Genomic DNA, 21,644 nt, shown 5'->3' on the forward strand with positions numbered 1-21,644 from the left:
GCGTCGTAACGGCATGTCGGGACGAGTCGTTTGCCGGGTGGTCGCGCGGGCGGGACGGGTCAGGCGGGGACGGCGAGGCCCGTGAGCGTCTCGCTCGCGGCCCACAGGTCGCGGCCGAGCTGGGCGTTGCGCGCCTGCGGGTTGGTGCGGCCGTTCGCGGTGAGCCGGTCGAAGTAGGTGCCGCTCGGCGCGCCGACCGGTGCGGGACCGGCGAGGAACAGCAGCGGCGCAGCGCCCGCGGCCACGGAGATGCCGAAGCTGCTGCGGGTCACCAGGTGCCCGAACCGGATCAGCGGTGACGAGTTGCCGAAGTTGGTGGCGATGGTGCCCGGATGGAACGAGTAGGCGCTGACACCGGTGCCGGTCAGCCGCTCCGCCAGTTCCGACGCGAACAGGATGGTCGCCAGCTTGGCCGTGCCGTACGCGCGCCAGCCGCCCTGCCAGGGCCGGCGCTCCCAGTCGAGGTCGTCGACGCGGAGGCTGCCGAAGCGGTTGGCCATGCTGGCGGTGGAGACGACACGGACGTCGCGACCGGAGGCCGCGGTTTCGATGAGCCGCGGGCGCAGCAGCGCCGTCAGCAGGAACGGGGCCAGGTGGTTGGCCTGGATGGTCCGCTCGTGCCCATCCACCGTGATCGCGCGCTCGTGGTACAGGCCGCCCGCGTTGTTCGCGAGCACGTCGATGGTCTCGTACCGGTCGAGGAGGGCGGCGGCCAGGGCCCGCACGTCGTCGAGCCGCTCGAAGTCGGCGAGGAACGGCGTCGCGCCGATCCGCTCCGCGACTGCACGGGTGCGCTCCGGGTTGCGGCCCACCACCGCGACCTCGTCGCCTCCCGCGGAGAGCTGCTCGGCGGCGACTACGCCGATCCCGGAGCTCGCCCCCGTGATCACGATCGTGCGCGTCATCGGTAGCCGCCTTTCTCGAGGCCCGCCTCGATCTCGAACCGGTTGTGCAGCGGGTCGCGGCCCGCTACCACGTAGAGGAGCGGGAACAGCATCCCGTACCGCTGCCACTGCCGCTTGTGCACGGCTTCGTGCTCCAGCACGTCGTCCGTGACGTTCTGGTCGGTCAGGTAGACGCCCCCGACGCAGGATCCGCCACGCCCGAACGTGCGCTTCGGCATGCCGCGGAAGACCGTCAGTCCGGCGCGCCGCTCCACCCGGCCGGTGCTCCACACGAAACCCCAGACGTGCCCGACCGCCGTCGCGTACAGGTAACCCAGCCGGCTGACGGGGGAGTCGAGCAGCAGCCGGCCGAGCGGGGTGCGGTCGAAGGCGGTCACTTCTCGGGCCGGCCGTAAGTCTCGAGCAGGCGCAGCCAGACCTCGCTGATCGTCGGGTACGACGGCACCGCGTGCCACAGCCGGTCGAGCGGAACCTCGCCGACGACGGCGATGGTCGCCGAATGCAGCAGCTCGCCGACGTCCTGGCCGACGAAGGTCACGCCGAGGACGACCCTGCGGTCCTCGTCCACGACCATCCGGGCGGTGCCCTCGTAACCGTCCGCGACGATGTGAGCGCCGGAGACGCTGCCGATCGCGTAATCGACGACGCGGATGCGGTAGCCGGCCTTCTCGGCCCGTGCGGCGGTCAGCCCCACCGACGCGACCTCCGGGTCGGTGAAGGTCACCTGCGGGACGGCCTCATGGTCGGCCGTCGCCACGAAGGCGCCCCACGGTTCCAGCGAGACCTCGCGGCCGCGGGCCCGGGCGCCGATCGCGTCGCCGGCGGCGCGGGCCTGGTACTTGCCCTGATGTGTGAGCAGGGCTCGGTGGTTGACGTCGCCGACACCGTAGAGCCATCCGCCGTCGACCGGCTGTCCGTCGGCGTCGAGCACGCGCATGCTGTCGTCCACGTTCAGCCAGGCGCCCTCCTCCAGTCCGAAGGCGTCCAGGCCGATCCCGAAGGTGCGGGGCAGGCGCCCGGTCGCGACCAGGAACTCATCCGTCTGGAGGACCGTGCCGTCATCGAGCTGCAGCCGGAACGCGTCGTCGTCGGTGCGCTCCACCCGCTCGATGTTCGTGTCGAGGTGGAGGGTGGCGCCGAGCTTCTTCAGCGATTCGGTGACGAGTTCGCCGGCGAACGGCTCCTCCCCGCCGAGCAGCCCATTGCGCGCGATCAGGTGCACCTCGGTGCCGAATCCGGCGTAGGCGGTGGCCATCTCGGTCGCGACGACTCCTCCTCCGAGGATCGCCAGCGACATCGGCACCCGCTGCGCGCTGGTGGCCTCGCGGCTCGACCACGGTTCGCTCTCGCGAAGGCCGGGGATGTCGGGCATCAGCGCCGCGGAGCCGGTCGACACCGCGACCGCGTGCTTCGCCCGCAGGACGGTGACCGTCCCGTCCTCCGCCGTCACGGTGACCTCGCGCGGCGCGGTGATGACGCCCCAGCCGCGGACCAGGTCGATGCCGGCCCCGTTCAGCCACTCGACCTGGCCGTCGTCGTGCCAGTTGCTGGTCATGTCGTCGCGGCGCTTCAGCACGGCGGCCACGTCCAGTGGATCGGTGACCGCCTCGCGCACGCCGCCCACCTTCTGGGCCGCGCGCAGCAGGGCGCCGCTTCGCAGCAGGGTCTTGGAGGGCATGCACGCCCAGTACGAGCACTCGCCGCCCACCAGCTCCGACTCCACGATGACGGTGCGGAGACCGCCCTGCGCGGCACGGTCGGCGACGTTCTCGCCGACCGCTCCCGCTCCCATCACGATGACGTCGTAGTCCCTGGTCTCGGTCATGGTCTCTCCTGCTCTGCGCGGCGCTGCCGCTCTCTGCCTGTGGTCGTCGGGCTATTCGTCGTCGGGGTCGGAACGGATCGGAAGGAGGGGAGCTAGCGGCCCACGAATCGGGCCTCCGTGCGCGCGAGAAACGCCTCCATCCCGATGCGGGCATCCTCGCTGCCCACCAGCCGCACCAGGGCCGGCTGCAGCTCCGCCTCGGCGGCCGCGTCTCCGTCGCGCACCGCGCGCTTCGCGTTGGCGAGTGCGGCCTGCACGGCGAGCGGAGCCTGCGCGGCGACCCGCTCGGCCAGCTCGAGCGCCCGGTCGAACTGCGCGCCGTCGTCGACGACCTCCTGCACCAGTCCCATCCGGTGGGCCTCCTCGGCGTCGAAGAGGTCGCCGGTGAGGATGTAGCGCATGGCGTCGCCCCAGCCTGCGGCCCGCGGGAAGCGCAGGGTCGCCCCGCCGAAGGGAAGGATGCCCCGCGTGACCTCGATCTGGCCGAACCGCGTCCCGCGGGCGGCGACGACGACGTCGGAGGCGAGCATCAGCTCGATGCCGAGGGTCAGGCAGGTGCCCTGCACCGCGATCACGACCGGCTTGGTGAGCTGCTGCCCGGAGACCTGCCACGGGTCGACCCCGTCCGGGCCGACGAAGGAGAGCCCGTCCGCTCCGATCCGTGGCCCGAGATCGGCCAGGTCGAGCCCGGCGGTGAAATGCTCGCCGACCGCATGCACGAGCCCGACGCGGAGTTCCGGGTCGCGCTCCAGCTCGCCGTAGGCGTCTGCGAGGAGGCTGAGCAGCTCGAAGTCGGCGGCGTTGCGCTTCTCCGGGCGGTTCAGCCCGATCAGGAGGATGTGGCCTCGCCGCTCGGTGAGGATCTTGGGCTCGGTCATGGCTCCCACGCTAGCGCGCCGCGTCCTGCGGAACGGGCCCGGTGAGCGCCCCCAGGATGCGGAGGATCACGCCCAGGTCACCCGCGGCGGCGTCCGGCGTCTCCGGCGCGAACTCCGTCAGGCCGGCCCCGGCCAGCTCGAACCGCGCCCGCAACGCACGGATGGCCTCGGTGAGCCGCCCGATCTCGACGCCGAACGGCTCCGGCGCCCCGAGGCCCTCGATGGTGCCGGGGTCGAGCACGTCCAGGTCGACGTGGAGGTAGACGGAGTCGGCGCCGGTCGCCTCCACCGCCCGCACGATCGCCTCCGCGTCGTCCAGCTCGCCCGGTCCGACGACGCGGATGCCGGTGCTGTCGATGAACGCCGACTCGCCGTCGTCGAGGGCGCGCGTCCCGGCCAGGACGAGCTGCGCGGGGTCGAGGCGGTTCCCGTCCGTCGAGGCGAGGCCGTCGGCGCCGTCGCCGAGGAGCGCACGGACCACCATGCCGGTGAACGCGCCGGAGGGGGACGACTCCACGCTGTTGATGTCCGCGTGCGCGTCGAACCAGACCACGGCGACGCTGCCGGCCGGCCGCGCGGCGAGCACGTGCTGCACGCTCGCCAGCTCGACGCCGCAGTCGCCGCCGATCGTGACGACCGGCGCCTCCAGTAGCGCGAGCTCCGCCTCCGTCGCGTCGCGCACGGCGACGAGCGACGAGAACCGGTTCACGCCGGATCCGAGGGATTCGCCTGCAGCAGCCGGAACGGGGACCTGGTGCGTGCGGGCGGTGGGGAGGTCGCCGCGGATGGCGTCGGCGCCGTCGATCAGGCGCATCGCCCGGGAGGAGCTGGACCCCTGCCACTGCGGGACGACGAGGAACGACGCGGCGCTCACTCCTCCGAACCCGACGTCACGGCCGCCTGCGCACCCGACTTGAGGGCGGCGAGCCGGGCCTCCACCTCGGTCATCTCGCCGAGGTCGTCCAGCTGCTCGAACTGGGCGTCGAGGCTGGAGGCGGCCAGCTCCTGCGCACCGCGCACCTTGGCCTCCTCCCGCCGGATCTTCTCCTCGAACCGGGAGACCTCGCTGGTTGGGTCCATGATGTCGACGCTCTTGACGGCATCGATCACCTGGGCCTGCGCCTGTGCTGCCTTCGCGCGGGCGATCAGCTCGGAGCGCTTGCTCTTCAGCTGCTCCAGCTTCTCCTTCATGCCGTTCAGCCCGGACTTCAGCTTCTCGACGACCTCGGTCTGCGCGGCGATCTGCGGCTCGGCGGCCTTCGCCTCGTTCTCGGACGAGATCTGCCGCTGCAACGCCACCTTCGCCAGGTTGTCGAACTTGTCGGCATCGGCGCTGTTGCCGGAGGCCCGGTACTGGTCGGCCTGACGGCTCGCGGCCAGGGCTTTGTCGCCCCACTCGCTCGCGGCCTCCACGTCTTCACGGTGGTCGTCCTCCAGCAGCCGCAGATTGCCGATGGTCTCGGCGATCGCGCTTTCGGCGTCGGCGATGCTGTTGGTGAAGTCGCGGACCATCTGGTCCAGCATCTTCTCCGGGTCCTCCGCCTGATCGAGGAGGGCGTTGACGTTCGCCCGCAACAGTTGCGAGATCCGCCCGAAGATGGACTGCTTCGCCATGTGCTCTTCCTTTCGCTCCGCCCGGATGGGCGATCGTGCCGTGCCTGTCAGAACCGTCCGCCGCCGCGCCTGCTGCGCGTGCCGCCTCCGCCGAAACTGCCGGCGCTGAAGCCGCCGCCGCCGCCGAAACCGCCGCCGCCGCCGCCCATCCCGCCGCCGCCGCCCATCCCGCCGCGCAGCACCGAGTCGATCAGGATGCCGCCGAGGATCGCGCCCATCGCGCCGCTTCCGCCGCCACGACCGGTGCCGCCGCCGAACACGCCGCCGAGGCCGCCGGGCATCCCGCCCATGCCGCCCATGCCGCCCATGCCGTCCATCCCGGACGGGAACCCGCCGACGTCCTGCTGCGCGAGCTGCGTCGCCTCGTCCGCGAGCTGGGCGGCCCGCTGGGCCTGCGCAAGCGCGGACACCGCGTCCGTGGCCGCCGTCTGCTCGGCCAGCCCGGCCAGCCGGCCGGCCTCCGCCAGCCGGGTGCGGGCCTCCGGCCCGACGGCCCCACGGCGCGCGGTGATGAAGTCCTGGCAGGCGGAGACCCGCGCCCGCGCAGTGAGCAGCGTCTGCTGCAGCATCGACTGCGCCCGCTGCGCCTGGGCGCGCGCATCCCGGACGCCCTGCAGCACGGCGTCGATGGAGCGGTTGGCTGCGTCGAGCCGCTGCGCGAGCTCCAACGGGTTGATGCGCCCGTCAGCGCCTCCTAGGCCTCCGGCGCCCGCCGCGCCTCCCGCGCTCAGCGCCGCCTGCACGTCGTCGACCGTCTGCTGCGTGCCGGCGACCGCGGCCGCGATCGTCCCGCCCGGATCGCCCGCCGCGGCGAGCGCACGCGCCTCGGCCAGGTCGCTGCGCAGCTCGGCGAGCGTGCTGTCCATCGACTGCTGGGCTGCCGCCAGGTCGGCGCCGAGCCGGTCGACCGCGTCGAGCAGCAGTTTCGCCTGGTCGGCTGACTCCTCGGCCGCCCGCACTCCGACCGCCGCAGCGCCCGCGTCGCCGCCTGCGGCCTTCTGTGCGGCACCCGCGAGCGCCGTGTCGGCGAAGTCGAGCCGCTCCGTCGCCTGATGCACGTTGTCCTGCACCGTCGCGAGGGAGGCGTCGGTGTAGCGCTGGGCGAGCGCCTCCAGTGTGCTCGTCGTCGCTGCGAGCCGCTGGCGCAGCGCAGCAGCCTCAGCCGCGATCTCGGCCGAGGCCTCGGGGATGCGCTTCTCGAGCGCGCGCAGCTCGTCGAACGCGTCGGCCTGGGCGTCGAGCCGCTGGTTGGCGGTGGCACAGAGCTGGACGATCTGGATGTTCCACTCGCGCCGCTGCTCGTCGGTGTCCGGCTCCGCGTCGTCGAGGCGCTGCTTCAGCGTGAACGCTTCGTGCAGCTGGCCCGTGGCCGCATCGAGGGCGGCCTGGAACGGGACCACCGCCTCCGCACCGTACTGCGCCGTCGCGAAACCCAGTTCGTCCTCACTGGTGCGGATGGCGTCGTCGGTCTGGACGAGAGCCGACCCGGCGCGGCGTTCGAGCTCGCTCAGCGGAATGGTCTGCAACTCGCTCTGCGGCGTCGCCGGTCCGGTGACCGCCTGCTTCTTTCGGGAGCCGCGGGAGCGCACCACGACGAACACGACGACGCCCACGACGATCACGCCGGCGAGGAACAGCCAGAAGAAGACCGCGCCTCCACCACCGCCGCCCACTGCGTCGGAGAGCCCGCTCGCGGCGGCGACACCGGCCCCGGCCCAGTCGCCCGCGTGCAGTTTCGGCTCGATGTCGTTCTGCTCGATGCTGTCGAGCTGGTCCGGGCTCACCGGTCCGTCGTCGTCCCCGGAGAGGTAGTACGTGCGGCCGTCCGTCGCGACGGCGAGCAGGTAGTCGCGCTGTCCCAGCCCGTTGCGCGCGGCTGTCTCATTGGCCCAGTCCGCAGCTTCGGTCGGGTCGGTGAAGTCGGTGACGTAGACGACGTAGAGGTCGATGCGGTGGTCGTCGTACAGCTTCTTCGCCGCAGCGGCGACGCGCGCCTCCTCCGCTCCGCTGAGGACCTGCGCCTGATCGACGACGTGACTGGGGCCGAGGTCGACCGGGTCCTGGGCGGCAGCGGGCGAGGCCTGGACCACGACCGGTCCGGCCATCAGCCCCAGCGCCAGCAGGGGCCCGGTCAGCAGACGTCGCAAGCGCATCCACCCACTCTCTCGGGTCCGGCTGTCATCCAGCCGAGTCTATGCGGGCTCCCTGGTGGTGTCACTGTTTCGGCCTGTTACGGCCACCCGTGCGAATCGGCGCGGAGGCTGCTGGGATGGAGGGACCCGGTCGAGAGGAGGAGCGCATGTCGCAGGCGCCCACCCTGGCCGTCGTCGAGGCCACCCGCTACCGGGACCACGACCCCGCCTACCACGACTACGTGCAGCTCCTGGTGGGCTCGGTGATCGCCGAGGCCCGCTCGCAGGGCTGGACCGTCTCCCGTCACGCGGCCGACCGCGGCCCGGAGGCGCTGCTCGCCGAGACTGCTGCCGCCGACGCGGTCGTGATCGTCGGCGGGGAGGACATCCACCCGCGCTTCTACGGCGGCCCGACCGGCTACCCGCACGAGTCGCGGCACCTTCCGGTGGCCGACGCCGCGCAGCTCGAGCTCGTCCGCGCCGCGATCCGCAACCGGACGCCGCTGCTGGGCATCTGCCGCGGCCTCCAGATCGTCAACGTCGCCCTCGGCGGGACCCTCGTGCAGGACCTCGGTGAGGAGTGCGGCCACGTCAACCGCGGGGTGCCGATCCCGCAGGTGCTCACCACGCACAGCGTCCACCCGGTCGACGGCAGCCGTCTCGCCGATCTGCTCGGCGACGGCCCCGTGGAGGTGCGGAGCGCCCACCACCAGGCGGTCGACGCCCTCGGCGCCGACCTCGTCGTGACGGCGCACTCGCACGACGGGCACGTGGAGGCGGTCGAGCACCGGGAGGCTCCGCTGCTGGCCGTCCAGTGGCACCCGGAGGACATCGCGGCGCCCGAGGGGCAGCTTGCGGCGCTCCTCGGCGCGCTGTCGGCGCGCATCGCCGTCGCGGCCTAGAGGCCGCCCTCATCGAGTGGTCCGGACATGCCGTTCTGCGCCGGGCGTGACGGCATGTCGGGACCACTAGATGGGCGGGATCAGGACGCCGGCCAGCCCTGATCGCCGATCAGCGGCACGAATGCCACGGCACCCAGCTTCGTCTCGCGCAGCGTCCCATCCGTCTCGGCGGTGAACGCCGCGAGGTGCTGCGCGCGCCCCGGCCGCCCCACCGGCATGACGATCCGCCCACCGAGCCGCAGCTGGTCGACCCAGGCCTCCGGAACCGCTGGGCCCGTCGCCGCCGCGACGATCGCGTCGTACGGGGCCTGTGGAGGCCAGCCCAGCGTCCCGTCGCCCGTCACCACTTCGACGTCGTACCCGAGCGCCGCCAGCGTCCCCGCCGCCGCGACCGCCAGCTCCGGGTGCCGCTCGATGCTGACCACCCGGCCCGCCAGTTCGGCGATCACGGCGGCCGCGTAGCCGGAGCCGGTCCCCACGTCGAGCACGGTGTCCTCCGGGCGGATGCGCGCCGCCTGCAGCATCAGCGCGACGATGTACGGCTGCGAGATCGTCTGGCCGTGCCCGATGGGCATCGGATGGTCCTCGTACGCGTACGCCGCCGCCGAGGCCTCCACGAAGAGGTGCCGGGGCACGCGTCGCATCGCGTCGAGGACGCGCTGGTCCTCGATCCCGCGCGGGGCGAGCTGCTCCTCGACCATCCGCGCGCGCTGGAAGAGGTGATCGTGGTCCGTGAGGCTATTGAACCACCGCGGCCGGTCGCTCCTCCAGGGTGCTCCGCGCGTTCTGCACCGCGGCGAGGTCCGCGCCCGCCGATTCGAGCGCCAGCAGGGCCGCGCCGAGGATGGGCGCGGCCGTGACCAGCTCCATCCGGGCCGCCGGAGCGCGCTCCGCGAGCAGGCGTTCGATCGTGCCGAGCAGGCGTTCGTCCCGTCCGCCGATGACCCCGCCGCCCAGGACGACGGGCACCGGCCGGTCGAGCAGGTCGAGCCGCCGGAGCGTCGTGACGGCGAGGGTGGCGATCTCCTCCGCCTGCTCGTCGACCAGGCCTCCGGCGATCGGATCGCCGTCGCGGGCGCAGGCGAAGACGGTGGGGGCGAGGCGGGCGAGCTCGCTGCCGGGCAGGCGCCCGAAGTGGATGGCCTCGATGACGTCCTGGACGCCGGCGAGCCCGAGAGCTGCCGGCACCGCGACCTGGAGTGCCGTCGGAGCGCCGCGACCGTCGGCCGCCCGCGCCGCGAACCACAGTGCGCGCTCGCCGAGGTGCCAGCCTCCGCCCCAGTCGCCGGAGATCGTGCCCAGCGATGGGTAGCGGACCACGCGGCCGTCGGAGCGCACGCCCACGCAGTTGATGCCGGTGCCGCAGACGACGGCGACGGCGTCCGGCTCGCCGGTGCCGGCTCGGAGGAGCGCGAACAGGTCGTTCTCGACGGTCGCGTCCGCCCACGGAGTCCCGGAGATCGCGCTCCGGAACTCCTCGATCTCGCCCGGCAGGTCGAGCCCGGACAGGTACAGGTTGGCCGCGGCGATCGGACGCTCACCCGTCCGCTCCAGGAGGGTCCGGATCAGCGAGGAGACGAGCCCGGCCGAGGCGGCCATCCCGATCACGTGCGGGCTGGAGGTGCCGGTCCGTGCCTCCGCGAGCACCGTCCCGTCCAGCTCGAGGGCGACCGCGTCGGTCTTCGAGCCGCCGCCGTCGACCGCGACCGCGATCGGCGCGGGGTCGCCGCTCATCGTGCCCACGCCAGGTGCTCGCGGTTGTGCGCGATCAGCAGGTCGGTGAGCCGCTCCGCCCGGTCGTACTGCCCGACGAGGGGATGCGCGAGCATGGCGCGCAGGACGCGGTCACGTCCGCCGTGGACGGCGGCGTCGAGGGCGAGCCGTTCGTATCCTGCGACGTGCGCGATCAGGGCGGCATGGTCGTCCGGCAGCGGGTCCACGGGCAGAGCCGTCACACCGCGCGCGTCCACGGTCGCCGGCACCTCGATCACGTGATCGTCCGGCAGGAACGGCAGCGTCCCTCCATTGCGGAGGTTGACCACCTGCACATCGCCGCGGTCACCGGTCAGCGACGCGATCAGGTCGACCGCCGCCTCCGAGTAGAAGGCGCCGCCGCGTTGCGACAGCTGCTCCGGCTTCGTGTCGACGGTCGGGTCGCCGTACAGCTCCAGCAGCTCTCGCTCGACGCGCTGCACCGCCTCCGCCCGCGTGGGGGAGTCGAGCTGCTCGCGGAGCACCTCGTCGTGCGCGTAGTAGTACCGCAGGTAGTAGCTGGGCACGTCGCCGAGCAGCCGCAGTAGCGAGGCCGGCAGCTCTACCTCCTCGGCGAGCTGCTCGAGCCGCGTGCCGAGGAGCTCGGGCAGGACGTCCCGTCTGCCGGAGTCGTCGGTGACGAGCGCCGACCGCTCCCAGGTGAGGTGGTTCAGCCCGACGTGTCCCAGCTGCACCTGCGACGGCTCGACCCCGACCAGTCCGGCGAACCGGCGCTGGAAGCCGATCGCGACGTTGCACAGCCCGACCGCGCGGTGGCCCTCCTGGAGCAGCGCCCGCGTGACGATGCCGACCGGGTTCGTGAAGTCGACGATCCACGCGTCCGCCTTCGCGTGGCGGCGCACCGCCTCGGCGACCCGCAGCACGACAGGGACTGTCCGCAGCGCCTTGGCGAAGCCTCCTGGGCCGGTCGTCTCCTGGCCGATGCAGCCGCACTCGTGCGGCCACGTCTCGTCGCCGTGCCGGGCCCGCTGGCCGCCGACCCGCAGCTGGACGAGCACGACATCCGCCTCCGAGACGCCCGCGACCAGGTCGGAGGTCGGCACGATTCGGCCGGGATGCCCCGCCGCGCGGAACATCCGCTCGCTCATCCCGCCGACCAGCCGCAGCCGCTCCGGGTCCGGGTCGACCAGCCACAGCTCCTCGATCGGCAGCACGGAGCGCAGCCGCGCGAAGCCGTCGATGAGCTCGGGGGTGTAGGTGGAGCCGCCTCCGATGACGGTCAGTTTCACGGGTTATCCCTTCACGCCGGTGAGTGTGATGCCCTCCACGAACACGCGTTGGGCGAAGAAGAAGATCAGGACGACGGGCACGGTGACGAGCATCGTCATGGCCATGGTGAGGCCCCAGTCGGTGCCGTGGACACCCCGGAACGAGGCCAGGCCGTAGGCGACCGGCCAGGCCGCCGGGTTCTCCGAGGTGTAGAGCAGAGGTCCGTAGTAGTCGTTCCAGGAGGCGAAGAACATGAAGATCGCGGTCGCCGCGATCCCCGGCTTCGCCATGGGGAGTACCACGCGCCAGAGCACGCCGAACTCGCCGTTGCCGTCGATGCGGGCCGCGTCCGAGTACTCGCTCGGGATGGTCAGGAAGAACTGCCGCAGCAGGAAGATCGAGAAGGCGTCGCCCAGCAGGTTCGGCAGGATGAGCGGCCACAGCGTGCCGGTCAGCCCCAGCTGCGACCACAGCACGTAGATCGGGATGGCGGTCACCTGCGGCGGCAGCAGCATCGCGATGATGATGACCGTGAACAGCACGCCCGAGCCGCGGAACCGGATCTTCGCCAGCGCGTAGGCGGCCGGCACGCTCGACACCAGCATGAACACCGTCGCCAGGACCGCGTACATCGCCGAGTTCGCGAACCACTGCGCCAGCGGGACGGTCGTGAACACCTTCACGTAGTTGTCCCACTGGAACGGCTGCGGCCACAGCGACGCGGTCAGGGTCTGCTCGCTCGACATCAGCGAGGTGAGGAACACGAAGACCACCGGCGCGATGAACAGCACGGCGAGGACGACGAGCACCGCATGCTCTGCGATCCACGACAGCGTGCGGCGGGTGCGCGCAGACCGCGGCGAGGGGATGCGGCGGAAGGGCGGCGGGCCGCTCGGCGTCGTCGTGCCGGGGGTGAGGGTGGCGGAGGTCATTGGGCGCCTTCCGGGGTGAACGCCTTGAAGCGGCGCAGCAGCAGGACGAGGATGACGGCGGCCACGACGAACAGCAGCACGGCGAGCGCCGACGCGTAGCCGAGCTGGTACGTGCCGAAGCCGCGCACGTACAGCCACTGCGTGTAGGTCAGGAGCGAGCCGTCGGGGTAGCCGAGGTTGGTGGAGATGCCCTGGCCGACCACCGCCTTGCCCGACGCGACGGAGGAGGCGACCGCGGCTTCCGTGAAGTACTGGATGGCCGCGATGACGCCGGTCACGGCGGCGAACAGCAGCACGGGCGAGATCGACGGCATCGTGACGTACCGCACCTTCTGCGCGCCGGACGCCCCGTCGAGGGATGCGGCCTCGTACTGCTCGCGCGGCACGTCCAGCAGCGCGGCCAGGAAGATGATCATGATGTCGCCCATCACCCAGATGCCGAGCAGCACCAGTGAGGGCTTCGACCAGGCCGGGTCGTTGAACCACAGCGGTCCTTTGATCCCGAACCAGGCGAGCACCTGGTTCACCGGCCCGGTGCCCGGGTTGAAGAGGAACACGAACGCCACGACGCTCGCCACCGGAGGGACGAGGGCGGGCAGGTAGAACACCGTCCGCCAGAGACCGGAGGCCCGGCGGGCCCGGGCGAGGAGGCCGGCGATGAGCAACGCGAACGCCGTCTTCACCGGCACCCAGATCACCACGAACCAGAGGGTGTTCAGCGTCGCCAGCCACACGTTCGGGTCCTGGGTGAACAGGTACTCGTAGTTGCGGAGCCCGATCCACTGCGGCGCCGACACCAGGTCGAAGCGGGTGAAGGAGTAGTAGACCGACGCGATCAGCGGGTAGACGAAGAAGATCAGCAGCCCGAGCAGGGCGGGCGACAGCAGGGCGAGCGTCACCAGGTTGCGGCGGCGCCGTCCGGAGGACCGGCGTGCGGGGCGGGCGGTGACCCGCCCCGCACGGTCGATGGTGGTCGTCATGGCGTCGGGCTCACGGACCGGTGCTCAGCGCGAGGGCGTCGTCGATCTGCTTGTCGACCGCCTTCAGCCCGGCGTCGAGGTCGCCGCCCTGGCTCTGGTACTTGTTCCACCAGTCCTCGAACGACTGCTGGTAACCGGCGCCGAGCGGGCTGGCCGGGGTGGTCTGCACGTTCTTGTCCGACGCGACGTCGAGGAACGTCTTGTACTGCTCCGACACCTCCAGCTTCGGCGAGTTCAGCGCATCCTTCGTGGTGGGGACGTTCTTCAGCCCGTTGGCGAGCTTGACCACCGCGTCGGTGTCCGTCGTGAGGTACTTCAGCAGCGCCCACGCCAGCTCGGGCTGCTTGGAGCCCTTCGAGATGCCGATGATGTTGCCGGTGATGTACCCGCCGCCGTAGAGGTCGGTGTGGCCGTCGGCCGTCGGGAAGGGAGCTGTGCCGTAGTGCAGGTTCTTCGCCTGGTCGTCGATGAACGCCGTCCGGTATTCGCCGTCGAGGTTCATCGCCACCTGGCCGGTCTGGAACGCGTTGTCGGCCGAGAACTCCTGGCCGAGCCCCGAGGTGAAGGCGTTGAGCTTGTCCCAGCCGATCTTGTCGACGAACCCCTTCTGCCAGGTCATCAGCTCCTTCCAGCCCTCGCTCGAGCCGATCGCGCTGGTGCCGTCCGCCTTGAGCCACTCGGCGCCGGCGGCGGGACCGTAGTGCGCGGCCGAGTTCTCGTACCAGCCCATGGTCGGGTTGAAGCCGAGGGTCTTGATGGACCCGTCGGCTTTGAAGGTCGTGAGCTTCTCGGCCATCGACTCCAGCTCGCTCAGTGTCTTGGGCGGAGCGGTGTAGCCGGCGGCCTGCAGCAGGTCGGTGTTGTAGTAGAGGCCGTAGACGTCGGCGAGCATCGGCATCGCGCAGCGGGTGCCCTTGTACTCGGTGTACGACTTCACGGTGTCCGAGAACTGGCTCATGTCGACGCCGTCGCGGTCGATCACCTTGTTCAGGCTCCGGAAGGCGCCGTTGGAGCAGAAGTTGCCGACGATGTCGGTGGAGTACGACAGGCCGACGTCGACTTTGCTGCCGGTGGCGATGGCCTTCTGCAGCTTCTCGTCGTCCTGGCCGGAGTGCACATCGACTTTGATCTTCGGGTACTTCTTCTCGAAGTCGTCGACGACCGACTGGATGACCTTCGCCTCCCGGTCGGAGAAGAAGTGCCAGAACGAGACCGTTCCGCTGAGGTCCTTGGGGGTGGTGTCGGCGAAGTTGGCGCCGCCCGACCCTCCGGAGCATCCGGAGAGTGCGAGCGCGGCGGCTGCGGTGATCGCGGCCGCTGCGACGAGATGACGGTGTTTCACGGGTGTGGCTCCCTCACTGTTGGTGGTGCGGGTGGATGGTGCAGGGCGGGGCGCGGATCGCTACGGTGCGATCCGCGACACTTCGGCGAACAGTGCGTCGCGCACGTCGCCGATGAGGTGCTCCCGGGCTCCGCGGAGGACGGGATGGGCGGCGACGCCGGTCGCGACGACGCTGCGGTCGCCCCAGGCGGGGCGGAGTTCTGCGGTGACGAGCTCGGCGAGCCGGGGGCCGCCGGCGAGGCCGGTCGCTCCGCCGAGGACGACGAGCTCGGGGTCGAGCAGGGCGAGCACCGGAACGACGCCGACGGCGACGCGCCGGGCGAGCTCGCCGAGGAGCCGTTCGCGAGCCTCGTCTGCTCCCTCCGCTCCCTGGAACTGCGCGGACAGTCCGTGGGAGGCTGCGAGCCGGGCGACGGCCGGGCCTCCGATGAGGTCCTGCAGATCGCGGGCCTCCTCGTCCAGCTCGGCGGCGGAGCGCGGGATGGGCAGGTAGCCGATCTCGCCGGCGCCCCCCGAGGCCCCGCGGTGGACGCTCCCGCCCTGGTCGACCGACAGCCCGAGGCCTTCGTCCATCCAGAGCAGGGCGAAGCCTCCGGTGTCGCGGCCGGCCCCGTCGGTCCGCTCGGCGAGGGCTGCGAGGTTCACGTCGTTGTCGATGTGCACGGCGATGCCGAGTGCGTCGGAGAGGCGCTTGCGGATGCCCTGCTTCGGCCATTCGGGAAGCGTCTCGATGTAGGTGAGCTCGTCGGTGCGCGGGTCGAGCGCGCCCTGCACGCCGATGCAGACGGCGCCGACGCGCTGGGCGTCGGCGCCCGCTGCGTCGCAGGCGGCGTCGACGGCCAGGCGGAGGTCCTCCTCCGGGCTCCGTGCGGCGAGAGGGGTGACGGCGATGGGGCGTTCCGCGCCGGCGGCGTCGACAACGGTCGAGCGGATCGACTCTGCATCGATGTCGACGGCAACGCCGAGCATTCGGTCGGTGCGCACCGCGTAGCTGGCGGCGTTCGGGCCGCGGCCGCCGGAGACCTCGCCGACGACGTGGATAAGTCCCGCCGTCTCGAGCCGCGAGACCATCTGGGCGGCCGTCGGCTTCGAGAGCCCGGAGAGCTCGCCGATGCGGGTGCGGGTGAGGACGCCGTGCTCCAGCAGCAACGACAGCGCGGTGCGATCGTTCGTCTCGCGCAGCCACCCGGGGGTGCCGCGAACCGGTCCGGCCATCCTCATCCCTTCGTTGGAACGATGTTCTCGGGTGAATGTATCAGGAAAGTTTCTTTATAGTAAAGCTCCTGTTTCGAACTGAACGATGCGGGCGGCTGCAGCGTGCATCAGGTGGAAGGGATTTCACCATGAGAACCACCACGAAACCTGCACGGATCGCTGCCCTCACCGCCGGGACGGCCGCTGTCCTCCTGGCGCTCGCCGCCTGTTCCTCCGCCGGGGGAGGAGGCTACGCGGCGCCCTCCGCGCCGTCTGCGCCACCCGCCTCCGCCGCGTCGGGGGCCGCCTCCGGCACAGTCCTGAAAACCGGCTCGACCACCCTCGGCACGGTCGTCGTCGACGGCAAGGGGATGACCGCCTACGTCTTCGACAAGGACACCCCGAACGCCACCAGCAGCGCGTGCACCGGGGCGTGCGCCTCCCTGTGGCCGGCGATCGAGACCTCCAGCGACCACCCGACGGTGACCGGCGTCACCGGCACGGTCGGCACCATCACCGGCGTCGACGGCAAGAAGCAGGTCACGCTCAACGGACTCCCGCTCTACACGTTCGTCAACGACAAGTCGATCGGCGACGTGACAGGTCAGGCGTACGGCGGGATCTGGTGGGTCGTCGGAGCCGACGGGGCGAAGATCGCCGGCACGTCCTCGTCGTCGTCCTCAGCTCCCGGAACGGGCTACTCGAAGTGAGCGCCGCCCGCGTGCGCGCTCAGGCGAACGCGCGGGCGTGCTCCACCAGCCGGTCGAAAGCCGCATCCAGGTCCGGGTCCACGCGCTGACGGTCCGCGTCGGCGAGGAACCACTCCACGATCTCGCCAGCGCCCCGGGCGAACGGCACAGGGGCGGGCGAGGTCGGCACCAGTGCCTTCACCTTGCTGTTGTCGAAGTGCATGGAGTGGGCCTTGTCGCCGAGAAGTCCGGGCCCGACCTCCGGGACCACCGCCGCGATCGACTCGCTCGACACATGCACGAGGTCGGCCTCCACGCCGAGCGCCTCCGCGAGGTCGCAGTAGATCCGATCCCAGGTCGGGGCTTCGTCGCCGGTGATGTGGAAGCTGTCGCCCACGGCCTCCGGAAGCCCCAGCAGGCCGACGAAGGGCACGGCGAAGTCGGTGTTGTGCGTGATGGTCCACCGGCTGGTGCCGTCGCCGTGGACGACCACGGGGGCGCCGCGGCGCATCCGCTCGAGGTCGGTCCAGCCTCCGGTCGTGGGGATCAGCGTGCGGTCGTACGTGTGCGACGGACGCACGATCGTGACCGGGAAGCCGCGGTCGCGGTACGCCTCCATCAGCAGCTCCTCGCAGGCGATCTTGTCGCGCGAGTACTGCCAGAACGGGTTGCGCAGGGGAGTGGACTCGGTGACCGGCATCCGCGACGGCGGCTTCTGGTACGCGGAGGCCGAGCTGATGAATACGAACTGGCCGACCCGGCCCTCGAACAGGTCGAAGTCGGTCTGCACGTGCTCCGGGGTGAAGGCCAGGAACTCGGCCGCCACGTCGAAGCTGCGCTCGCCCAGGACCTGGTGAACGCTCTGGGGGTCGCGGATGTCCGCGTGGAGCACCTCAGCCCCGTCGGGCAGCGGGCGGGTGGAGCTGTTGCCGCGGTTCACCACCGTGACCTCGTGACCGCGTTCGAGCGCCTCAGCGACGCATGCCGAACTGATCACGCCCGTCCCGCCGATGAAGAGTGTGCGTGTCGCTGCCATCCCCGCTCCTTTACGTTCCGGTCGGGACCTGCCCCGAATGGACAGGCTAGTCCCGAGAGGCGTCGCAGGCGAGGCGGCCGGTTGCGGCGGGCGGTTAGGCGGGCGCGCGTACACTGCTTCGCGAATCCCGACTGTGAGGAGTCCGCCCACCCGTGTTCGCCCTGCGCAGCTGGCCCGGCCTGGCCGTCGCCTGCCTCCTGGCCGTCGTCGTCGCCGTCGTCGTGACGGCCGTCCTCGCGCTGATCCTGCGGCTGATCGGCCGTCGGCGGCAGTGGCCGGAGCTCCTGATCCGCCGCTCCCGCATCCCGTTCCGGCTGTTCCTGCTGGTCATCGTGCTGTGGATCGCCGTGACGATCAGCCTCCCGCCCGACGTCAGCGCGGCGTGGCGCAGCGGCATCCAGCACACCTTCCTCATCCTCGCCATCGCGACCGGCGTCTGGTTCGCCGCAGCGCTGGTGCTCTTCGTCGAAGACCTCGGGCTCGCCCGCAACCGTCTCGACGTGCCCGACAACCGGTATGCGCGCCGGGTCCGCACGCAGGTGCTCATCCTCCGCCGCCTCACCGTGGTCGGCGCGATCGTGGTCGGACTCAGCGCGGTGCTGCTGACCTTCCCGGCGTTGCAGGCGGCCGGCGCGAGCCTCCTCGCCTCCGCCGGCATCGTCGGCATCATCGCCGGTGTGGCGGCGCAGTCGAGCCTCGCCAACCTGTTCGCCGGCATCCAGCTCGCCTTCTCCGACGCCATCCGCATCGACGACGTCGTGGTGGTGAACCAGGAGTGGGGCACCATCGAGGAGATCACCCTCACCTACGTGGTCGTCCACGTCTGGGACGACCGGCGGCTGGTCCTGCCGTCCACCCACTTCACCACGCAGCCGTTCGAGAACTGGACCCGCCAGCACAGCGAACTGCTCGGCTCGGTCGAGTTCGACCTGGACTGGCGGGTCTCGACCGGCGGGATGCGCGCGGAGCTGAACCGCATCCTCGCCACCACCGACCTGTGGGACCACCGCACCGGAGTCCTGCAGGTGACGGATGCGGTGGGCGGCTGGGTGCGCGTCCGCGTCCTCGTCACCGCGAAGGACGCGCCCACCCTGTTCGACCTGCGCTGCCTGGTGCGCGAACGGCTGATCGACTGGATGCAGCGCCACTCTCCCGCCTCCCTGCCGCGCCAGCGCGTGGAGATCACCGAAGAGCAGGAGCCGCTGGAGCGCCCGCCGCGGGTCCGCACGGAGGAGGAGGGCCGGCTGTTCAGCGGGTCGCCGGAGGGGGAGCAGCGTGCGCAGCAGTTCACCGACGCGATCCCGATCATCCGCGACCCGGAGGGCGAGCCGCTCGGGGTCGACCCGGATGACGTGGCGGCGACCTCACCCGCGCCGACTTCACCCTTGCCAGCGAACAACGAGGAGAACCGATGACCGACGGTCCCGACGAGCAGCACCTCCGTCCGGAGGGCATGGACGACGCCACCGTGGATGCGCTCGGCAAACTCTCCGAGGCCCTGGAGGTCGTGGAGCACGCCCGCGGGCTGCTGTACGGCTTCCACCGGCTGACCGGCACGGCCGACTTCACCCTCGGGGATGCCGTCGTCGCGCTCCGCGACGCAGGCCACACCGAGCTCGCCGACCGGATCGAACGGGAACTGCTCGGGCGGAACGTCATCAACGGCCGGTGGACGTTCCAGATCGTCGAGGACTTCGACGACGGCTACTACGCGACGTTCCGCCGGCTCGAGGGCGAGGCGCGTGACACCCTCGCCGGCGGCCGCCGCCACATCTTCGAGTCCGAACTCAAGGAGCAGCGGCGGACCGGCGGCGAGCCCGGCCACGAGGCGCGGCCGTAGCTCCGCCGATAGCACCGCCGGGCGTCCTGAATTCAGGACGCTCGCTTCCGCCCGTGCCGCCGCACTCGGCGAACTCACAGCAAAGACGGGACCATCCCCGCCTCCACCCGTGTTCCTACTACTGACGGCGTCGCAGCCAGCGCGCCGGACGAGGAGGAAACGTGACACAGGACTACCGCAAGAGCACGGAGGCCGTCGCCCAGCTGACGCCGCAGCAGTACGCGGTGACGCAGGAGGCCGCCACCGAGCCGGCGTTCCGCAACCAGTTCTGGAACAACCACGAGGAGGGCCTGTACGTCGACATCGTCTCGGGCGAGCCGCTCTTCGCGTCCGTGAACAAGTACGACAGCCAGTCCGGCTGGCCGAGCTTCACCGTCCCGGTCGAGCCAGACAACATCGTCGAGAAGACCGACCGCACCTACGGGATGGTGCGTACCGAGGTCCGTTCCGCCCACGGCGACAGCCACCTCGGGCACCTCTTCGACGACGGACCCGCCGAGGCGGGCGGACTCCGCTACTGCATCAACTCCGCGGCCATGCGGTTCGTCCCGCTCGCCGAGCTCGAGGCCGCGGGGTACGGCCAGTACGCCCACCTGTTTCAGAAGTAGCAACGACATCAAGGAGACAACAATGACGCAGAAGGCCATCCTCGCAGGAGGCTGTTTCTGGGGAATGCAGGACCTCATCCGCAAGCTCCCCGGCGTGGTGAGCACGCGGGTGGGCTACACCGGCGGCGACGTCCCCAACGCCACCTACCGCAACCACGGCGGCCACGCCGAGGCGATCGAGATCGAGTACGACCCCGAGCGCACCAGCTACCGCGACCTGCTCGAGTTCTTCTTCCAGATCCACGACCCGTCGACCAGGAACCGTCAGGGCAACGACGTCGGCACCGGCTACCGTTCGGCCATCTTCTACGAGGACGACGAGCAGCGCCGGATCGCCGAGGACACCATCGCCGACGTCGACGCCTCCGGCCTCTGGCCCGGCAAGGTCGTCACCGAGGTGACCGCCGCCGGACCGTTCTGGGAGGCCGAGCCGGAGCACCAGGACTACCTCGAGCGCATCCCGTGGGGCTACACCTGCCACTTCGTGCGCCCGGGCTGGAAGCTCCCCAAGCGCGAGACAGCGGCCAACTAGCGGCCGCGGTCTACGGCGCGCTCCAGCAGCACGGCCACCTCCATGTGGCCGGTCTGCGGGAACATGTCGAGCACACGCCCGGCCCGGATGCGGTACGACGGCATCCGGGCCAGGTCGTGAGCCAGGCTCTTCGGATTGCAGCTGGAGTAGACCACGCTCTGCACGGAGGACTCCTCCAGCCAGCCCGCCAGCTCCGCGCCGATCCCTCGGCGGGGCGGGTTCACGATCACGAGCTCCGGCGCCGCTGCGGCGCCGAGGGCGAAGGCGGTGGCGTCCCCGGCGCGGAACGCCACCTGCGGCAGGCCCGCCGCAGCGGCACTCGCGCGTGCGCTCCGCACAGCCTCCCGGCTCGTCTCGACCCCGACCACCCGGCGGCCCGGCGCGGCGACGTGCAGCGCGAAACCGCCGACACCGCAGTACAGGTCCCACACCGACGCGGGCGCTACATCGTCCACCCAGGCGGCGACCTGCGCGTACAGCTCCGTCGCGACGGCCGTGTTGGTCTGGAAGAAGCTCTGCGGCCGCAGCCGCAACGACACGGCGCCCATCCGCATCGGCAGGGCCGACTCCCGGGTGAGCGCCACATCGGTGTCGCCCTCGACGACCGCTTTGTGCTCCGGCTGGAGGTTCACGGTGACGACCCGAACTTGCGGCAGCTCAGCATGCAGCCACGACAGTCCCGCGCGCACCCGCGCGACCGTCTGCTCGGTCCGGGCGACGAAGCGCACCATCAGCTCCCCGTCCGGCGACTCCGTCACCAGCACGAACTTCAGCTCCCCGCGCCGCTCCGGCACCCGGTACGGTTCCAGCCGCTGCCGCGAGACGAACTCCGCGAGAACGGGCAGCGCCGCCCGGATCCCCGGCGCGCAGATCCCGCACTCGCGCAGGTCGACGCCGCGGCCCGCCTCATCGAGGATTCCGACCGTCGGCGCATCGACCGTTCCACTGATGACCATCTTCGCCTTGTTGCGGTAGCCCGCCTCGGCGCTGGCCACCGGCGGCAGCCAGTGCGCCTCGCCGAACGGCGCCAGGAGCTCGCGCGCCAGGCGCTCCTTGCCCTCGAGCTGCTCAGCGTAGGGGACACCCATGAGCGTGCACGAGCGGCATACGCCGGCGTCGAAGTACGAACAGTCCATGGCTCTCGATCGAATGGTGCCCCCAGTAGGATTTGAACCTACGGCCTTCTGCTCCGGAGGCAGACGCTCTATCCCCTGAGCTATGGGGGCCAGGGTGCCCAACCAGGCTAGCATCCC

General features: G+C 71.3%; 22 protein-coding genes and 1 tRNA gene. 6 read left to right on the forward strand and 17 right to left on the reverse strand.

Annotated elements, in window-relative coordinates; translation table 11 throughout:
* Positions 1–59: 59 nt before the first annotated feature.
* The 7 genes from SB754_RS04215 to SB754_RS04245 form a co-directional block, all read right to left on the reverse strand.
* Positions 60–905, reverse strand: coding sequence for an SDR family NAD(P)-dependent oxidoreductase (locus SB754_RS04215; protein ID WP_410781103.1), 846 nt, complete (start codon positions 903–905; stop codon positions 60–62).
* Positions 902–1,282 (reverse strand): Fe-S oxidoreductase, encoded by a 381-nt coding sequence (locus SB754_RS04220; protein WP_410781104.1) that lies wholly within the window; start codon positions 1,280–1,282, stop codon positions 902–904. Before SB754_RS04220 ends, SB754_RS04215 begins: the two co-directional genes overlap by 4 nt.
* Entirely contained in the window at positions 1,279–2,730 is a 1,452-nt protein-coding gene (locus tag SB754_RS04225; RefSeq protein ID WP_410781105.1) for a dihydrolipoyl dehydrogenase family protein, read from the reverse strand. The genes SB754_RS04220 and SB754_RS04225 overlap by 4 nt, the downstream gene beginning before the upstream one ends.
* Before the next feature lie 92 nt (positions 2,731–2,822).
* On the reverse strand, positions 2,823–3,608 hold the full coding sequence (locus SB754_RS04230; RefSeq protein ID WP_410781106.1) for a crotonase/enoyl-CoA hydratase family protein: 786 nt from the start codon (positions 3,606–3,608) through the stop codon (positions 2,823–2,825).
* 10 nt (positions 3,609–3,618) lie between these two features.
* The gene (locus SB754_RS04235) at positions 3,619–4,482 is read right to left on the reverse strand and encodes an arginase family protein (protein ID WP_410781107.1); all 864 of its coding nucleotides are present in this window, start codon (positions 4,480–4,482) and stop codon (positions 3,619–3,621) included.
* The gene (locus tag SB754_RS04240) at positions 4,479–5,222 is read right to left on the reverse strand and encodes a PspA/IM30 family protein (protein ID WP_410781108.1); all 744 of its coding nucleotides are present in this window, start codon (positions 5,220–5,222) and stop codon (positions 4,479–4,481) included. Before SB754_RS04240 ends, SB754_RS04235 begins: the two co-directional genes overlap by 4 nt.
* A gap of 47 nt (positions 5,223–5,269) precedes the next feature.
* The gene (locus SB754_RS04245; protein ID WP_410781109.1) at positions 5,270–7,375 is read right to left on the reverse strand and encodes a TPM domain-containing protein; all 2,106 of its coding nucleotides are present in this window, start codon (positions 7,373–7,375) and stop codon (positions 5,270–5,272) included.
* A 146-nt stretch (positions 7,376–7,521) separates the two neighbouring features.
* Here SB754_RS04245 and SB754_RS04250 point away from each other — a divergent pair, with 146 nt between their 5' ends.
* Complete coding sequence (locus tag SB754_RS04250) at positions 7,522–8,256, forward strand: gamma-glutamyl-gamma-aminobutyrate hydrolase family protein (RefSeq protein WP_410781110.1); 735 nt, start codon at positions 7,522–7,524, stop codon at positions 8,254–8,256.
* Positions 8,257–8,336: 80 nt separating this feature from the next.
* Here SB754_RS04250 and SB754_RS04255 read toward each other — a convergent pair whose 3' ends face one another.
* From SB754_RS04255 to SB754_RS04285, 7 genes are read right to left on the reverse strand one after another with little or no spacing between them, the layout of a single operon-like run.
* The gene (locus SB754_RS04255) at positions 8,337–8,957 is read right to left on the reverse strand and encodes a protein-L-isoaspartate(D-aspartate) O-methyltransferase (RefSeq protein ID WP_410781111.1); all 621 of its coding nucleotides are present in this window, start codon (positions 8,955–8,957) and stop codon (positions 8,337–8,339) included.
* 37 nt (positions 8,958–8,994) lie between these two features.
* The gene (locus tag SB754_RS04260; RefSeq protein ID WP_410781112.1) at positions 8,995–9,990 is read right to left on the reverse strand and encodes an N-acetylglucosamine kinase; all 996 of its coding nucleotides are present in this window, start codon (positions 9,988–9,990) and stop codon (positions 8,995–8,997) included.
* Positions 9,987–11,258 carry a 6-phospho-beta-glucosidase gene (locus SB754_RS04265; RefSeq protein ID WP_410781113.1) on the reverse strand — a complete coding sequence of 424 codons (1,272 nt, stop codon included), beginning with the start codon at positions 11,256–11,258 and terminating at the stop codon, positions 9,987–9,989. Before SB754_RS04265 ends, SB754_RS04260 begins: the two co-directional genes overlap by 4 nt.
* A gap of 3 nt (positions 11,259–11,261) precedes the next feature.
* Positions 11,262–12,170, reverse strand: a complete 909-nt coding sequence (locus tag SB754_RS04270) for a carbohydrate ABC transporter permease (RefSeq protein WP_410781114.1) — start codon at positions 12,168–12,170, stop codon at positions 11,262–11,264.
* Positions 12,167–13,150 (reverse strand): carbohydrate ABC transporter permease, encoded by a 984-nt coding sequence (locus SB754_RS04275; RefSeq protein ID WP_410781115.1) that lies wholly within the window; start codon positions 13,148–13,150, stop codon positions 12,167–12,169. The genes SB754_RS04270 and SB754_RS04275 overlap by 4 nt, the downstream gene beginning before the upstream one ends.
* Before the next feature lie 10 nt (positions 13,151–13,160).
* On the reverse strand, positions 13,161–14,492 hold the full coding sequence (locus tag SB754_RS04280; RefSeq protein ID WP_410781116.1) for an ABC transporter substrate-binding protein: 1,332 nt from the start codon (positions 14,490–14,492) through the stop codon (positions 13,161–13,163).
* A gap of 60 nt (positions 14,493–14,552) precedes the next feature.
* Complete coding sequence (locus SB754_RS04285) at positions 14,553–15,707, reverse strand: ROK family protein (RefSeq protein WP_410781117.1); 1,155 nt, start codon at positions 15,705–15,707, stop codon at positions 14,553–14,555.
* Positions 15,708–15,835: 128 nt separating this feature from the next.
* Between SB754_RS04285 and SB754_RS04290 the strand changes: the two genes are divergently transcribed.
* Positions 15,836–16,396 (forward strand): hypothetical protein, encoded by a 561-nt coding sequence (locus SB754_RS04290; protein ID WP_410781118.1) that lies wholly within the window; start codon positions 15,836–15,838, stop codon positions 16,394–16,396.
* Between the two features lie 19 nt (positions 16,397–16,415).
* On the opposite strand, the gene SB754_RS04295 is transcribed toward SB754_RS04290, so the two are convergent.
* Positions 16,416–17,411, reverse strand: a complete 996-nt coding sequence (locus tag SB754_RS04295) for an SDR family oxidoreductase (protein ID WP_410781119.1) — start codon at positions 17,409–17,411, stop codon at positions 16,416–16,418.
* Between the two features lie 152 nt (positions 17,412–17,563).
* On the opposite strand from SB754_RS04295, the gene SB754_RS04300 reads away from it, so the two are divergent.
* From SB754_RS04300 to msrA, 4 genes are all read left to right on the forward strand, one after another.
* Entirely contained in the window at positions 17,564–18,826 is a 1,263-nt protein-coding gene (locus tag SB754_RS04300; RefSeq protein WP_410781120.1) for a mechanosensitive ion channel family protein, read from the forward strand.
* Entirely contained in the window at positions 18,823–19,251 is a 429-nt protein-coding gene (locus SB754_RS04305) for a hypothetical protein (protein ID WP_410781121.1), read from the forward strand. The genes SB754_RS04300 and SB754_RS04305 overlap by 4 nt, the downstream gene beginning before the upstream one ends.
* A gap of 161 nt (positions 19,252–19,412) precedes the next feature.
* Positions 19,413–19,859, forward strand: coding sequence for a peptide-methionine (R)-S-oxide reductase MsrB (gene msrB / locus SB754_RS04310; RefSeq protein ID WP_410781122.1), 447 nt, complete (start codon positions 19,413–19,415; stop codon positions 19,857–19,859).
* 22 nt (positions 19,860–19,881) lie between these two features.
* Positions 19,882–20,391, forward strand: coding sequence for a peptide-methionine (S)-S-oxide reductase MsrA (gene msrA, locus SB754_RS04315; RefSeq protein ID WP_410781123.1), 510 nt, complete (start codon positions 19,882–19,884; stop codon positions 20,389–20,391).
* Here the strand turns inward: msrA and rlmC are convergent.
* A complete protein-coding gene (gene rlmC / locus SB754_RS04320; RefSeq protein ID WP_410781124.1) occupies positions 20,388–21,527 on the reverse strand; it encodes a 23S rRNA (uracil(747)-C(5))-methyltransferase RlmC in 1,140 nt (379 codons plus the stop codon). The genes msrA and rlmC overlap by 4 nt on opposite strands.
* A gap of 14 nt (positions 21,528–21,541) precedes the next feature.
* Positions 21,542–21,617 (reverse strand) — tRNA-Arg (locus tag SB754_RS04325).
* Positions 21,618–21,644 lie beyond the last annotated feature (27 nt).

The organism is Leifsonia sp. SIMBA_070 (assembly GCF_046534635.1).
In the GTDB taxonomy this organism is placed as follows: domain Bacteria; phylum Actinomycetota; class Actinomycetes; order Actinomycetales; family Microbacteriaceae; genus Leifsonia.

What these genes read in the sequence shown, in the direction of transcription:
- SB754_RS04230 (WP_410781106.1), bottom strand. Translation starts at nt 3,608, where the DNA reads ATGACCGAGCCCAAGATCCTCACCGAGCGGCGAGGCCACATCCTCCTG.
- SB754_RS04305 (WP_410781121.1), top strand. Translation starts at nt 18,823, where the DNA reads ATGACCGACGGTCCCGACGAGCAGCACCTCCGTCCGGAGGGCATGGAC.
- SB754_RS04240 (WP_410781108.1), bottom strand. Translation starts at nt 5,222, where the DNA reads ATGGCGAAGCAGTCCATCTTCGGGCGGATCTCGCAACTGTTGCGGGCG.
- SB754_RS04225 (WP_410781105.1), bottom strand. Translation starts at nt 2,730, where the DNA reads ATGACCGAGACCAGGGACTACGACGTCATCGTGATGGGAGCGGGAGCG.
- SB754_RS04260 (WP_410781112.1), bottom strand. Translation starts at nt 9,990, where the DNA reads ATGAGCGGCGACCCCGCGCCGATCGCGGTCGCGGTCGACGGCGGCGGC.
- SB754_RS04275 (WP_410781115.1), bottom strand. Translation starts at nt 13,150, where the DNA reads ATGACGACCACCATCGACCGTGCGGGGCGGGTCACCGCCCGCCCCGCA.
- SB754_RS04290 (WP_410781118.1), top strand. Translation starts at nt 15,836, where the DNA reads ATGAGAACCACCACGAAACCTGCACGGATCGCTGCCCTCACCGCCGGG.
- SB754_RS04250 (WP_410781110.1), top strand. Translation starts at nt 7,522, where the DNA reads ATGTCGCAGGCGCCCACCCTGGCCGTCGTCGAGGCCACCCGCTACCGG.
- rlmC (WP_410781124.1), bottom strand. Translation starts at nt 21,527, where the DNA reads ATGGACTGTTCGTACTTCGACGCCGGCGTATGCCGCTCGTGCACGCTC.
- SB754_RS04245 (WP_410781109.1), bottom strand. Translation starts at nt 7,375, where the DNA reads ATGCGCTTGCGACGTCTGCTGACCGGGCCCCTGCTGGCGCTGGGGCTG.
- msrA (WP_410781123.1), top strand. Translation starts at nt 19,882, where the DNA reads ATGACGCAGAAGGCCATCCTCGCAGGAGGCTGTTTCTGGGGAATGCAG.
- SB754_RS04295 (WP_410781119.1), bottom strand. Translation starts at nt 17,411, where the DNA reads ATGGCAGCGACACGCACACTCTTCATCGGCGGGACGGGCGTGATCAGT.
- SB754_RS04215 (WP_410781103.1), bottom strand. Translation starts at nt 905, where the DNA reads ATGACGCGCACGATCGTGATCACGGGGGCGAGCTCCGGGATCGGCGTA.
- SB754_RS04285 (WP_410781117.1), bottom strand. Translation starts at nt 15,707, where the DNA reads ATGGCCGGACCGGTTCGCGGCACCCCCGGGTGGCTGCGCGAGACGAAC.
- SB754_RS04270 (WP_410781114.1), bottom strand. Translation starts at nt 12,170, where the DNA reads ATGACCTCCGCCACCCTCACCCCCGGCACGACGACGCCGAGCGGCCCG.
- SB754_RS04255 (WP_410781111.1), bottom strand. Translation starts at nt 8,957, where the DNA reads ATGGTCGAGGAGCAGCTCGCCCCGCGCGGGATCGAGGACCAGCGCGTC.